Origin of the sequence: Metallosphaera sp. D4-4, assembly GCF_046245145.1 — an archaeon.
GTDB lineage: Archaea > Thermoproteota > Thermoprotei_A > Sulfolobales > Sulfolobaceae > Metallosphaera > Metallosphaera sedula.
Window position 1 is genome coordinate 112435 of the sequence record NZ_CP176412.1, and the last position, 12331, is coordinate 124765.

Genomic DNA, 12331 nt, shown 5'->3' on the forward strand with positions numbered 1-12331 from the left:
TCATGGAGAAATCTGATCGAACACTGTCAAGTGATTACAGACTAAGCTTATAAAGGAGAAAACACTTTATTTAATCATACAATACTAAAACTCTTAACGCGATATTTGGGGACGCAATACTTTTGAGTGGTGGCGAGATTAAGCTTAAATGCCATACCTTCTAAAGAAGTTGAGCGGGGCCGTCGTCTAGTTTGGTCCAGGACGCCAGGCTTGGGCCCTGGTAATCGGGGGTTCAAATCCCCTCGGCCCCATCTTGACGGCTTATAAATGGTCCTTCTCCACGTTCGACGGAAATCTAAACGTTGAGGTCAAAACTCACGTGAGAAAGTTTTAAATGGGATGGTCCGTGTTTTATAATGCGCGTGCCGCGGTAGCTCAGCTGGCAGAGCGCTCGGCTGTTAACTTCTAGTTGACAGAGACCGAGCGGTCGACGGTTCGAGTCCGTCCCGCGGCGCTCTTGTTTTCTTACGCTTATCATCAAATTAACCTCCGTCAATGACACCTGACTCGCTTAATTCCCTAGAACTAGAACGTATCAATCAAAAACGAATATTCCAAAAAAGGCTTGTAAATAAGCCTGTCAAAAAATTAAGACTTACCTGTAAGCTCCGAGACTCTCTTTATTACTTCGTCTAAAACGTCCTTGCCCTGTCCTGGATCCAATATGGCCGCAGCTGCCGCGCCTACCTGTAGTCCGCAAGCTTCGCCTATGCCCTTCTTGGTGGGAACGTAAATGTATGGTATCTTCTTCTCCTCACACAAAGGTGGTAGATGTGCTACTATTTCCTCAGGTTGAACGTCCTCTGCAATGAGGACAAGCTTAGCCTGCCCTCTCTCTATGGCCTTAGTAGCTTCGTTTGTTCCCTTCCTAATCTTACCTGTTTCCTTAGCTTTCTTTAGAGCCTCTAGGGCTTTCTCCGCCAATTCTGGCGGAACATCGAATTTTACATAAGATGGTTTAGCCATTTGCGTTCATCCTCCTTCCTATGTCGTCACGCCGTGGATTTTAAGCCTCGAGAATTAAAAAGTTACTCATGTGCGAATATCATGGTAATCTCACCACGTGATATGCTGTCCACTCTGGCGAATCCGTAGCGAACCAACTGGACAATATCCCCTGGCTTTAGGGTCTCAAAGTACCCCTCGCCGTAGCCCCTGATCTCCTCGACATCCTTGTTTGGATCAGCCTTTATCACGTTCACGCTCTTGCTTTCACTTTTCTTCACCCACTGGATTATGTTAGCTCCCATTCTCTTGGCAGACTCTAGATCCTGGCTGAGGAACCTCAATCTGTCTCCCTCTATCTTAACGTTGCAGAGGTCCATGAGCCTCACTACCTTCCCCTCCTCAACATCGCCCTTATCCAGGTAAATCTCGTCACCAGGTTTCACGAAGATCTCCCTAAACTCCTGTCTCGCAGGTATTAGGGGAACCTTGGCCTTCATCTCCTGGGGGATCTCCAGTTTAAAGAGTACCCCTTCCCTGACAAACATGAGCCTCTTGGCAACGGGATCCAGGAGTTTCCTATTAACAGAGGCTATATTATCGAAGCTAATGGTCGCGTCTGTCACCTTCAATCCCACCTGGATGATGATCTCTCTCACGGTGTCGGGTATGATCCCCCTCCTCCTTAACCCTGCTAGAGTGGGTAACCTAGGATCGTCTCTCTCTGACCCGGTCTCCAGCATCCCCCTGATCTTGGACTTGCTCATCATAAAACCCTCAAGTTTCAGTCTTCCAAATTCAAGGACGGTTGGCATTTCCCATCCCATGTAATCGTAGACCCATCTCTGTTTCTCGGTGTTGGTCATGTGCTCCTTTGCACGGAGGATATGGGTTATCCCGAACTCGTGATCATCCACGGCCGTGGCGAAATTGTATGTGGGCCATACCCTGAACTTATCCCCTGCGATGGGGTGGGGGTTTCTCTTGGTATCAATGATCCTGAGCATTACCCAGTCGATCTTTGAGGGATCAGGGTCCTCCGGATTCGTCTTTATCCTCACCACAGCTTTACCCTCGTCAAAATCGCCGTTCAGCATCTTCTCCCAGAGCTCGAGGTTGACCTCCGGTGGATTGGTCCTGGGCTTATACACGGTTTTGTTCCTTGAGTCCCTCCACGCCTTGAACTCCGCGTCACTAAGGGTATCAACGTAGGCAAACCCCTTCTCGAGCATCACCTTAGCCACATTGTAGTAGGCGCTCATTCTCTCCGAGGCCTTAAACTCAAGATCCCACGTGATGTTGAGCCATCTTAAATCGTCCCTGATCCAGTCGTAAGCCTCCTTAATGGGTTTCTTCACCTTGGGATCGGTGTCGTCAAACCTTAGGATGAATTTGCCCTTATACATCTTGGCATACTCGAAGGACAGGACCGCTGCCCTGGCGTTACCCAGGTGAAGTGGACCATCGGGGTTCGGGGCAAACCTCGTGACCACAGTGCCCTTAACGTTTGGAAGCGGGGAGAGAGTCTTTTTCTCCTCCTTCTTCCTCTCCTCCAGAAGCTCAGGGTACTTCTGCAACTCCGCAGTCTGTTGTTCCAGGGACATCGCGTTAACCTTTGCAACCATCTTCTCGGCGAGTTTAACCACTTCCTTGGCGTTCGCCTTAAGCTCTGGCCTCTCGGCGAAAACCTTACTCACAACGGGGCCTACCTGGGCCTGTCCGTTGTGTTTCACCGCGTTCCAGAGGGCATACTTGTATACAATTTCCTCTAACTCCATGGTCATCAACTCAGTAACATGTCAATGAATTCCATAACTCCTGCTCCGCTTTTTAATTTAAGTGAGATCGACGCCACTCTCTTCAGCTCTGGGTCCGCGTTGGACACCGCGGCCGTGATTCCTGCTTCCCTGAACATCTCTATGTCGGTCCTGGAGTCCCCTATCGCTCCAGTTTCCTCTCTCTTCACATTTGCGAGTTCCAGAAGCTTTCTAACCCCAGCCCCCTTCCCCCCAGGTTTACCTGAAAGGTGCAGGGCGTATCCACTGCTCTGGACAACCAATCCCCTTTCCTCCGCCCACTTGATCATTTCATCCTTCAATTCAGCCGGGGTGAAACCAAAGTCTGACCTCCTGAACTCGTTCTGCCAGCTCTCCCTAAGGTTGAAGGTTTTCGCGAACTCTGAGACTACTTCCCTAGGGACGGTTTCACAGACCCTGAAAGTTACTCCCCCATGAAAAACGAAGCAACCGTTTTCAGCAACTAACCCCCCGCTTAGTCCCAGGTAGTTGTGTAATCCCCTTAAAACAGGGTATGAGTTTCCGCTGACCAGGGCCACCCTGATACCTGCCTTCTCTGCTCTCCTGAGTGCCTTGATCGCGTCTATGTCCACTACGTAGGTACCCCTGTCCTCTGTTAGGGTACCGTCTAGATCCGTTAGAAGCAACTTGATCAAATTATTTCCCTGGCTCTATTGACAAACCTTCTATCGACATAAACTCTTCTAATGATAAGTCTCTCGGGTATTGACCTGAGGAGAGTAGGATAACCATCCAGGTCTATTTCCCTGTCCTTAGTCATCACCCTTATCCTGGACTTATCCAGGATCGAGATTTTTTCCTCAAAGGGATAAAGAGAATCTTGGGGGATATGTCTCGCAAGTCTATCTGTTACCTCGTTGAATTTTGTGTCCTTTTCATTATCATAGCTTATTTCCTCATAAACGACCTTAGGTCCTCTCCTGTCTAGGAAATCCTTGATCATTTGAGACGTAGTTGAGTTGGGATTGGCGGAGTAGCATCTGTACAGGGATCCGAACACCCACTCATCATCCCAGTAGGGGAAAGTGCCCCTTTCTATCATTTCCTTGATGTCTTCCACCTCAAGTCTGGTTTCGCACTCCTCTAGGAGTTTTGAGTAAATGCTTCTGAGAAATAGTTCATACCCTAGGATTGTCTTATGATAGTACACCGCCTGGTACATGTGAAGTCTTGACAGGTAGAAGTTCTCTAAACTTATTATTCCCTTGTCCTGGATCGAAATTCCATTTTCCCTGTAGGAGATTGTGAAGATTAGTCTATCTAGGTCTATTCTTCCCAGTTGAATTCCAGTGTGCGTGGAGTCCCTTATTAGATAATCCATCCTGTCAACATCAACATCCCCATCAATTACTGAGGTCAGCATGCTAGTTCCGTTAAGGAGATCCCTAACTTTCTTGTGATCTATTCCATAGTCGTCCAGTATGTCAGAGATGTGACTCTTGAGAATCAGGTCCCTGAGCTCTTTATTTCCAAGGCCCTTCGTGATATAGAAACTTTCGATTGCATGGCTGAAGGGGAACTGACCTAGGTCATGAATGAGGGCCGATATCTTGACAAGGGTTAACTCCTCGCCGGTAATGGCTCCTTCTTTTAGCAGTTTATTTCCTATCTTATCAGCCAAGTAGTAAGTACCCAAGGAGTGACTGAACCTTGTGTGATTAGCTCCAGGGTAGACAGTGTATGCCAGACTGGTCTGTCTAATTCTTCTCAATCTCTGGAATTCAGGTAAATCCGCTAGCTTAACAGATAGATCGTCTAACTCTATAGAGCCATGAACTTCATCAAATATCCTCTTCATGGGCAATAATGCAAAATGTAAAATTAAAAGTCCATCCCAGCTTGGGGTAGCTGCGGGCCCTTTCGGATCCCACCGCATCCCCAACGCAGGGGACTTTACTTCCGGGTTCGAGATGAGTCCGGGTGTTGCTCCCCCGCTATGGCCGGGTGGACAAAATTATCTAGTCAGATCTGCCTTAAAAAATTATTTCTTAGGTGTTATGGACTCAGCATATATTCCAGCAATGTAGAGTGGGCCATTATCCTTGGGACAATTACCCACAAGTTTGAGTACAAAGTCACCTACCTGGAAGTCTCTCTCTTGAGTGTAATCGCATTGCATGCATTTTATGAGAGTTTTAACCTTCAGATTTTGCTTGGAATCAACGCTTATTGCCATTCCCTATCACTGGGCTATGCCCGCGGTGTTACCTACTCCAACCACTACGACAGTACTTCCGGGTTTCGTCCTTTCTAGGATAATTCTTTTTACGTACTCTATGGCCTTATCAGCTGCCTGGTACACTTCTTTCCTCATCTCTGTGATTGCCTCCTCCATGCTCATCTTAACTATGACTGCGTCAATGGGTATTCCGTACTTTACTGCTACCCTCTCTATGGCTATCTTTTCAGGTCCTGGGTCACCCATTGCTACACCCATACCTTCTGCCACGGAACCCGTCTCCTCTCCCTCCAGCTTCAGCGCCGCGTCTACCGTTATTATCCTGGAAACTCTTCCGCCTTCCCTCTCTATTACGTTCTGTACCCCTTCACCTGGCGTACCCACAGTTGCCATGGGGCCCTCTGCCTTAACTACGACTATTTTTCTTCCTTCAAATTCAATTGACCCAGCTATAGTATCCTTGCTGACGGTGAATTTTTGGTCAGCCTTCATCAAAAACCTTGAGGCAACCAAGGGACCAAGTCCGTCTCCTATGGGTATTCCCTGAAGGAACACCTTCTGTGCCTTGGCATATGCCTCCGCATACTTCACGTAGATGGGAGCTACCATCTGGAGTTGGTACATTATCATGATGCTGTTTAGTTTCTTTGCCATAATGAGGTAATGTCTAATCACCTTGTAAATCAGGTTGAGCGCGTTCACTACTTCGGTGGAAATTTCTATCTGGCTCCTAGTCATGGGATCGATGTTTGGGTTAGCTGCAGTGATCATCTCCCTCACTGTGTCCTCGTTGCTTCTCATGAGGAGCTTCATTCTGTTTATGATATCTGTTGGCTCAACGCTAACCGGGTCTATCACGAACCTATCTATTATCCTGTCCACGAAAGCCTTCGGATCAGCAAATCCCTTATCCTTCAAGAGTTTCTCAGTTAGTCCCCTGGAGTCCTTAAGGTAACCCTCTATCATCTGAAGCTTCTGTTCAACATCCCTGCTCAGGAACATGATCTGGGTTTTTTGCTGAACTCCTGGGAAGAATGAAAGGGCTAGAAGGGCGATGAAAAAGATGTAAAATATATACGAGAACGCCAAGGCTGCCCCGCTTTGACCTTGACTACTGGTCTGTGCAAGAGCTATTATTAATCCATTCATAATGTTCGTATAGACACGCGTTTGTGAGAAATTAAACTTTTATCAAAGTACCAGTAACCTCAGGTTAAAACGAGAGTTCCCTTCTCGTCGACGTAAACTGTATGTTCAAATTGGGACACCATACCCTTTCTGACCTCTAGTAGAACTGGGTAGGCGTGAAGTGCTCCGCGTTTGCTTAGGTTCCTAAGGGTCTGCTCAACCTCTTCTTTCCCACCAAGGTCCGCTAGCCACCTTTCAGAGAAGGGCAATGTCTTGAACCTTTTATCAATCTCCTCCAGGTATTTCCTCTCGATTTCGGTTAACCCCCTCAACTGTTTCGATCGCAATGAGTAAATTGTCATGTCCTTTCCCTCAACGACCTCTCCACCACCATCAGTGGCAAATGGTTCAATCGCGTAGGTATTTCCTCCCTGGATTCTTCCCGAGATCCTTTCGAAGACGTTAGGTACAAAGATGCCAGCGTGGAGCTCGTATCTTCTGATTAGATGTCCCCCAAGATTCCTTATGGGTTTGAATCCGTATCCCTTTATAGTCTTCTCAATAACCCTCCCAATATCCGAGAGTGATGCGCCCATCTTGAAATTGGAAATGGCGGATTTCAGTGCGTCCTTGGCAGCCTCAGCCAATCTTTCCATTCTATCGTCGAGGTAAACAGTTACCGCAGTGTCGGTTATGTAACCCTCTATGTGGGCACCTATGTCCAGCTTTACTATTGCTCCCTCAGGAATCACTTTCTCGTCTCCAATTACTGGGCTATAGTGCGCCGCCTCGTGGTTTATGGAAAGGTTGCAGGGAAAGGCGGGTTTAGCTCCAGCCTCTATTATGGCCTTTTCTACGGTCTCACAGACGTCAATGACCTTGACACCTGGTTTTATCATTCTAGCACCCATATCCCTGGCCCTAGAAGCTATCTCGCCTGCAGTCTTTACTAGCTTTAATTCGTCCTCGGTCATGGAAAGAAAATACGTGAATGAAATTTTTATTTTTAGCCTAATACAATGTCCCATGTCCCAAATTAGATGGTTAGGCCACGCGGCAGTGGAAATACTTATTTCAGGTAAAAGGGTGATAATAGACCCCCTAATCAAGGACAATCCGCTTTCCCCAGTGAAGCTTAACTACCTGGAAGGCGTAAGCGTAGTTGGGGTTACACACGACCACTACGACCACTTGGGAGACGCTGTGGAAATACTAAAGATGAATAGTAACGCAAAGCTCTTTGCGACCTTCGATCTGGAGATGTACCTCGTAAATCAGTTTAAGGTCCCAGAGGCACAACTGATTCCAGCAAACGTTGGTGGCTACGTGGAGCACGAGGGGATAAGGCTGGCTCTTACCAAGGCGGTTCACTCCAGTGAGCACAGCGATCCCACAGGGATAGTGGTCTCTGATGGCCGCACCACGATTTACCACGCTGGAGATACCGGACTCTTCGAGGACATGAAACTAATAGGCCAAGTTTTCCAACCAGACTACGCGCTCTTGCCCATAGGCGGGAGATTTACCATGGATCCGAGGCAAGCAGTTATTGCTGTTGACATGATAAAGCCAAGAAAGGCAGCAATTCCCATACACTTTAACACGTGGGACATGATAAGGGTAGATCCACAGGAGTTTGTGAAGGGAGTTAAGGACAAGGGATACGAGGCGATTCTACTACAGCCAGGCCAGTCCATCGAGTTGTAGGGTAATGCTGAGCGAGAACGAGATCAAAATCTTGGATTTTTTAAAGAGGAGAAAGGAATCAACCTCCCAGGAGATTGCAGAGGGAATAGGTCTTCCCCTGAGCTCAGTGTTTAGTATTATCGCAACCCTAGAATCTAAAGGTATAGTGAAAGTCATCTCAGAGGAGACCAGGAAAGTAGTCAGACTAACGGACGAGGGAAAACTTAGGGCCGAACAAGGGCTTCCAGAGGACCGTTTAGTTACTCTCCTCAACGGAAGACCCTTAAAGATCCAGGAGTTGAGAAATGCACTGGGCAAGGATTTTGAAATAGGGTTCGGATGGGCCAGAAGAAAGGGATTAATAACCTTGGAGAACGACACGGTAATACCCAAGGTTTCGCAGTACGTATCACCTGAGTACACGGCGTTAAAGGATCTGCAGGCTGGAAAGGAACCTACTGGCGAGGTTCTAGAGATCCTTCTAAGGAGGAAACTTGTTGAGGTGAAGGAGGAGAAGATGCTAAGGGTTCGACTCCTGAGGGAGGTGGAGACAAGACCGGCCGAACTTTACGTAACTCACGAGATGCTAACCACGGGTTCTTGGAGAGAATACGAGTTTAAACCCTACAACGTGGAGGCTAATCCGCCTTTCTTTCCCATAGGGAAGACCCACTACTTTAGGGACTTCATTGAGAAAGTGAAGGACCTCATGGTGGGGCTTGGTTTCGTGGAAGTGTCTGGAGACTTCGTGGAGACTGAATTCTTCAATTTCGACATGTTGTTCCAGCCACAGGATCATCCGGCCAGGGAAATTCACGATTCCTTTGTGATTGAGGGAAAGGGTAACTTACCTGGTTCTGACCTCGTTAGGAAGGTTAAGGAGGTCCACGAGAAGTGGTGGAGATATTCTTGGAGCGAGGATAACGCAAGAAGGCTTGTTCTAAGGAGTCAGACCACCGCTGTTACTGCCAGGGTATTGAGCAGTGCACCAAAGAGAATAAGAGCCTTTACCATAGGTAAGGTGTTTAGGCCAGACTCCATTGACGCTACTCATCTCATAGAGTTTCATCAGATGGATGGACTGGTCATAGAGGAGGACTTCACGTTCAGGGACCTCCTTTCTACTTTACGTGATATATTTCAGGGACTTGGGGTTAAGCAGGTAAAGTTCAAGCCTGGGTATTTCCCATTCACCGAGCCCAGCGTCGAGGTTTACGGTTTCATTGAGGGCCTAGGTTGGGTGGAGATGGCTGGGGCAGGACTACTCAGAAAGGAAGTTACGGAACCAGCAGGAGTTTTCTCACCAGCAGGAGCATGGGGGATAGGTATAGACAGATTGGCCATGCTCTTTCTAGGTGTCAAGGATATAAGGGATCTATACTCGCTTGATATAGAGTACTTGAGATCGAGGAGGGTGATCTAATGCCAACCATCAACCTGAACAAGTGGATACTGCAGGATATGACGGGGTTGAACGAACAAGAATTGGTGGACTATCTGTTCAAGTTGAAATCCGAAGTCTCACCAGTAAGTCAGGACGAGTATTCCATAGAGGTAAACGCTGATAGGTTGGACATGCTGAGCCTCGGCGGGATTGTGAGGGCGTTAAAGGGAATAACAGGCAAGGAACTGGGGGAGCCCAGTTACCCCGTTAAGGATACGGATTACATTCTTGAGGTCGAAAAGGTGACCTCGAGACCATACGCTCTTGCCTGCGTAGTTTACAATGTGAAGCTTAGTCCAGATTTCTACCTAAAGGAGCTGATCCAGTTTCAGGAAAAACTCCATGATACCATAGGAAGGAGAAGGAAGAAGGTCGCCATTGGAATACACGATCTTGAGAAGGTAGAAGGGAAAATAATTAGATATGCCCCAGTTTCCCTCTCTACCACTTTCATTCCACTAAACCAGGAAAGGGAAATGAGCGTAAGGGATGTCCTGCAAGAGACACCGCAGGGGAAACAGTACGGAAACATATCCGTCTGGGACAGCAACTCCCCTGCAATAATGGACGAGAGGGGGATCCTGAGCGTACCTCCGGTTATTAACTCGGACAGGACGAAGATCACTGGTAATACCAAGTCGCTCCTCATTGACGTTACGGGAACGAACTTTGAGTCCGTTATGGAGACAATGGATCTCCTGGCCACGGCTCTAGCTGAACTGGGTGGGATAATTGGGAGAGTAAAGGTAAGGGGGATGAGTGTCGATAGGTCACCCGTGTTGAGGCACACCTCAGTTCCATTTAGTTTGGACGATGTGAATAAGAGACTAGGAATTCACGTATCTAGGGATGAGGCCATCAACTTGATCAGAATGATGAGAATGGAGGTGGAGACTAACAAGGATCTCGCGGTTATAGTTCCACCGTACAGGGTCGATATAATGAACTACACAGATGTGGCAGAGGATATCGCAATGGCTTACGGGTACGATCGCTTTACGCTGGAGTCGGGAAGAACCGCGAGTAGGGGGTCCCTTTCGGAAAAGTCTGAAATTTACAGAAAGTTAAGAACCCTACTTGTGGGGGCAGGGTTTCAAGAAGTATATACGCTTGTCTTAACAAAGTCCAGTTACCAGAGGGGGGAGGCGGTAAACATAGCTAATCCGATCTCTGTGGAATACGATTCCGTTCGCAACTCGTTGCTGTGGAATAGCCTTGTGTTCCTATCAAATAACCAGCACTCTAGGTTTCCTGTGAGGATATTTGAGATAGGTGACGTGGTTAACAGGGATGAGAGTAAGGACACCAAATACTCTAACTCAACTAGGCTGTCCATGGCCATTATGGACAGCAGGGTGAGTTACGAGATGCTTCAGGCCCCACTGCACGAGGTATTACTCAATCTCTTGGGAGTTGCTCCTTCCTACAGGAGGTTCGAGAGCGACATCTTCATGAAAGGAAGATCAGCTGAAGTGGTTGTCAAGGGCGAGACAATTGGCAGGTTGGGTGAGGCAAATCCAGAGTTATTAAGGAGTTTTGGTCTATTATACCCCGTGTTACTAGCAGAACTTGATCTGGATGCCTTGAGGAGGGTGATGTGAATGCCAGTCCTGGAGTTAGCCGATGTGGATCTTCATTATGAGGTAAATGGTATTGGGAAACCATTGGTAATGATACACCATTTAGCTGGAGCTACTCAAAGCTGGGAGCTTGTGGTTAATGATCTAGCTTCAAAGTTCTGGGTCATAACGTATGACTTGAGGGGACATGGGAAAAGCTCAGTCCCTCCCTCAAGATACACAATTTCAGATCATGCTCAAGACTTGAAAGCCCTGTTGGAATATCTAGGTGTGAAGGATCCAATTGTGGTGGGACACTCCATAGGTTCACTCATTGCGATAGAGTATGCCCTAAAGAACCCAGTAAGCAAACTGGTACTCATGGGGGCACTGTATAGGGCACCAGATCCCATACCCTACATGAGGTATATGGACATTGCCACTAGATTCGGAATGGAGGCCTTGGCGTTCTATAGGAGGCTTAATGGGGAGATTCCTACCAAGATAACGCAGTCCTTCTGGTTATGGTCTAAATTCCTTCAACTCTATAGGAATACGTCAGTTGTGGGCTACATCAATACGGTAAGGGGACTTTTGGAGGCTCCAAACTACGAATCCGAGATATGCAAGCTTGAAGGCCTCACCCTAATCTATGGGAGCGAGGACAGACTTAAGGCAAATATAGAAGTCTTTAGGAAGGCCAAGGCTAATTACTTTGAGATTCCTGAGACCGGTCATTTTCCAAACTTGGAGACTCCTGGAGAACTGCTAAGAATTCTGAACTCTATCTAGCGTGCCACCCAATTCCTTAACTATGGCCTTTATCCTTTCATTTACACTCCTCACAATTTCCTTCACTCTATCAGGATTCTCACCGCTATACGCTATTTGAACTTCCAGATAGGGTTCCCTAGTTTCGTGCCCCTTTGGATGGGTCTTTATGTAGACTCCGGTTTCCTTAACTATCCCCTTTATGTGGGGAGCCAGAGTGGACTCCATAACTCCCCTTACTAGGAAACTCTCTTCGTAATAGTATACAGGAGGACGTCTGGTTAGCATGTGGTTTAGGAAATTCTCTAGGACGCTCTCCATCTCCCTTGGTACACCTGGAGTGACCACAATGTCAGTCCCGTCAACGTTAAGCGTGAAGCCTGGTGCAATCCCGGCCTCGTTCCTTATGGGTTTTGCCCCTTCAGGTAGGAGAGCCATTTTTAGTCTCTCCTGGGTCAAGGGTAGGCCCCTGGTTTGGTACTTCTCCCTTAGTTCCCTTAGGGCATCCTCATTCATAACTAGTTTCCGGTCTAGACCTTTGGCAATACCTTCCGCTGTCATATCATCGTATGTGGGTCCTAATCCCCCACTGACTACCACGATGGCAGGACTCCTCCCCAGGATTTCCTTTATCACACTAGCTATTTCTTCTAGCTCATCCCTAATCGCAGTGATCCTTCTAACGGAGAAACCCATGAGTGTTAGCCTTGAAGCTATGTAAGAGGCATTGGTATTTACAGTTCTGCCAGTCAGTAGCTCATTTCCTATAGTTAATATCTCTGCCGTATATAGCATACGCATA

12 protein-coding genes, 2 tRNA genes and 1 rRNA gene are annotated in these 12331 nt (G+C 47.5%); 6 read left to right on the forward strand and 9 right to left on the reverse strand.

Annotation, left to right across the window (positions count from 1 at the left end; translation table 11 throughout):
- Window positions 1–175: 175 nt before the first annotated feature.
- Together ACI49J_RS00710 and ACI49J_RS00715 are read left to right on the forward strand one after the other, a co-directional pair.
- A tRNA-Pro gene (locus tag ACI49J_RS00710) sits at window positions 176–251 on the forward strand.
- Window positions 252–364: 113 nt separating this feature from the next.
- Window positions 365–454: transfer RNA gene (locus tag ACI49J_RS00715), tRNA-Asn, on the forward strand.
- Window positions 455–588: 134 nt separating this feature from the next.
- Here the strand turns inward: ACI49J_RS00715 and rpl7ae are convergent.
- From rpl7ae to map, 8 genes are all read right to left on the reverse strand, one after another.
- The gene (gene rpl7ae, locus ACI49J_RS00720) at window positions 589–966 is read right to left on the reverse strand and encodes a 50S ribosomal protein L7Ae (protein WP_012022058.1); all 378 of its coding nucleotides are present in this window, start codon (window positions 964–966) and stop codon (window positions 589–591) included.
- Window positions 967–1028: 62 nt separating this feature from the next.
- Window positions 1029–2729 (reverse strand): glutamate--tRNA ligase, encoded by a 1701-nt coding sequence (locus ACI49J_RS00725; RefSeq protein ID WP_240253613.1) that lies wholly within the window; start codon window positions 2727–2729, stop codon window positions 1029–1031.
- The gene (locus tag ACI49J_RS00730; RefSeq protein ID WP_240253616.1) at window positions 2729–3397 is read right to left on the reverse strand and encodes a phosphoglycolate phosphatase; all 669 of its coding nucleotides are present in this window, start codon (window positions 3395–3397) and stop codon (window positions 2729–2731) included. The genes ACI49J_RS00725 and ACI49J_RS00730 overlap by 1 nt, the downstream gene beginning before the upstream one ends.
- Window positions 3394–4560, reverse strand: a complete 1167-nt coding sequence (locus ACI49J_RS00735) for an HD domain-containing protein (RefSeq protein ID WP_012022055.1) — start codon at window positions 4558–4560, stop codon at window positions 3394–3396. The genes ACI49J_RS00730 and ACI49J_RS00735 overlap by 4 nt, the downstream gene beginning before the upstream one ends.
- Before the next feature lie 31 nt (window positions 4561–4591).
- Window positions 4592–4710: ribosomal RNA gene (gene rrf / locus ACI49J_RS00740) — 5S ribosomal RNA — on the reverse strand.
- Window positions 4711–4743: 33 nt separating this feature from the next.
- Window positions 4744–4938, reverse strand: coding sequence for a hypothetical protein (locus ACI49J_RS00745; protein ID WP_012022054.1), 195 nt, complete (start codon window positions 4936–4938; stop codon window positions 4744–4746).
- Between the two features lie 6 nt (window positions 4939–4944).
- A complete protein-coding gene (locus ACI49J_RS00750; RefSeq protein ID WP_012022053.1) occupies window positions 4945–6090 on the reverse strand; it encodes a DUF1512 domain-containing protein in 1146 nt (381 codons plus the stop codon).
- A gap of 59 nt (window positions 6091–6149) precedes the next feature.
- Window positions 6150–7043, reverse strand: a complete 894-nt coding sequence (map, locus tag ACI49J_RS00755; protein ID WP_240253618.1) for a type II methionyl aminopeptidase — start codon at window positions 7041–7043, stop codon at window positions 6150–6152.
- Window positions 7044–7095: 52 nt separating this feature from the next.
- On the opposite strand from map, the gene ACI49J_RS00760 reads away from it, so the two are divergent.
- Genes ACI49J_RS00760 through ACI49J_RS00775 form a run of 4 tightly spaced genes read left to right on the forward strand, consistent with a single transcriptional unit; the run spans window position 7096 to window position 11550 of the window.
- Window positions 7096–7776: a metal-dependent hydrolase gene (locus ACI49J_RS00760; RefSeq protein ID WP_240253620.1), complete on the forward strand. Its 681-nt coding sequence runs from the start codon at window positions 7096–7098 to the stop codon at window positions 7774–7776.
- Between the two features lie 4 nt (window positions 7777–7780).
- Complete coding sequence (locus tag ACI49J_RS00765; RefSeq protein WP_240253622.1) at window positions 7781–9178, forward strand: phenylalanine--tRNA ligase subunit alpha; 1398 nt, start codon at window positions 7781–7783, stop codon at window positions 9176–9178.
- On the forward strand, window positions 9178–10800 hold the full coding sequence (pheT, locus tag ACI49J_RS00770; protein ID WP_240253623.1) for a phenylalanine--tRNA ligase subunit beta: 1623 nt from the start codon (window positions 9178–9180) through the stop codon (window positions 10798–10800). The genes ACI49J_RS00765 and pheT overlap by 1 nt, the downstream gene beginning before the upstream one ends.
- Window positions 10801–11550: an alpha/beta fold hydrolase gene (locus ACI49J_RS00775; protein WP_240253625.1), complete on the forward strand. Its 750-nt coding sequence runs from the start codon at window positions 10801–10803 to the stop codon at window positions 11548–11550.
- Here ACI49J_RS00775 and ACI49J_RS00780 read toward each other — a convergent pair.
- The gene (locus ACI49J_RS00780; RefSeq protein WP_404809769.1) at window positions 11527–12324 is read right to left on the reverse strand and encodes a nicotinamide mononucleotide deamidase-related protein; all 798 of its coding nucleotides are present in this window, start codon (window positions 12322–12324) and stop codon (window positions 11527–11529) included. The two genes, ACI49J_RS00775 and ACI49J_RS00780, sit on opposite strands and share 24 nt — an antisense overlap.
- Window positions 12325–12331: the final 7 nt, after the last annotated feature.

Coding starts and splice junctions, on each gene's coding strand:
- ACI49J_RS00745 (WP_012022054.1), bottom strand. CDS start 4,938: ATGGCAATAAGCGTTGATTCCAAGCAAAATCTGAAGGTTAAAACTCTC.
- ACI49J_RS00750 (WP_012022053.1), bottom strand. CDS start 6,090: ATGAATGGATTAATAATAGCTCTTGCACAGACCAGTAGTCAAGGTCAA.
- ACI49J_RS00735 (WP_012022055.1), bottom strand. CDS start 4,560: ATGAAGAGGATATTTGATGAAGTTCATGGCTCTATAGAGTTAGACGAT.
- ACI49J_RS00760 (WP_240253620.1), top strand. CDS start 7,096: ATGTCCCAAATTAGATGGTTAGGCCACGCGGCAGTGGAAATACTTATT.
- pheT (WP_240253623.1), top strand. CDS start 9,178: ATGCCAACCATCAACCTGAACAAGTGGATACTGCAGGATATGACGGGG.
- ACI49J_RS00725 (WP_240253613.1), bottom strand. CDS start 2,729: ATGACCATGGAGTTAGAGGAAATTGTATACAAGTATGCCCTCTGGAAC.
- ACI49J_RS00775 (WP_240253625.1), top strand. CDS start 10,801: ATGCCAGTCCTGGAGTTAGCCGATGTGGATCTTCATTATGAGGTAAAT.
- rpl7ae (WP_012022058.1), bottom strand. CDS start 966: ATGGCTAAACCATCTTATGTAAAATTCGATGTTCCGCCAGAATTGGCG.
- map (WP_240253618.1), bottom strand. CDS start 7,043: ATGACCGAGGACGAATTAAAGCTAGTAAAGACTGCAGGCGAGATAGCT.
- ACI49J_RS00780 (WP_404809769.1), bottom strand. CDS start 12,324: ATGCTATATACGGCAGAGATATTAACTATAGGAAATGAGCTACTGACT.
- ACI49J_RS00765 (WP_240253622.1), top strand. CDS start 7,781: ATGCTGAGCGAGAACGAGATCAAAATCTTGGATTTTTTAAAGAGGAGA.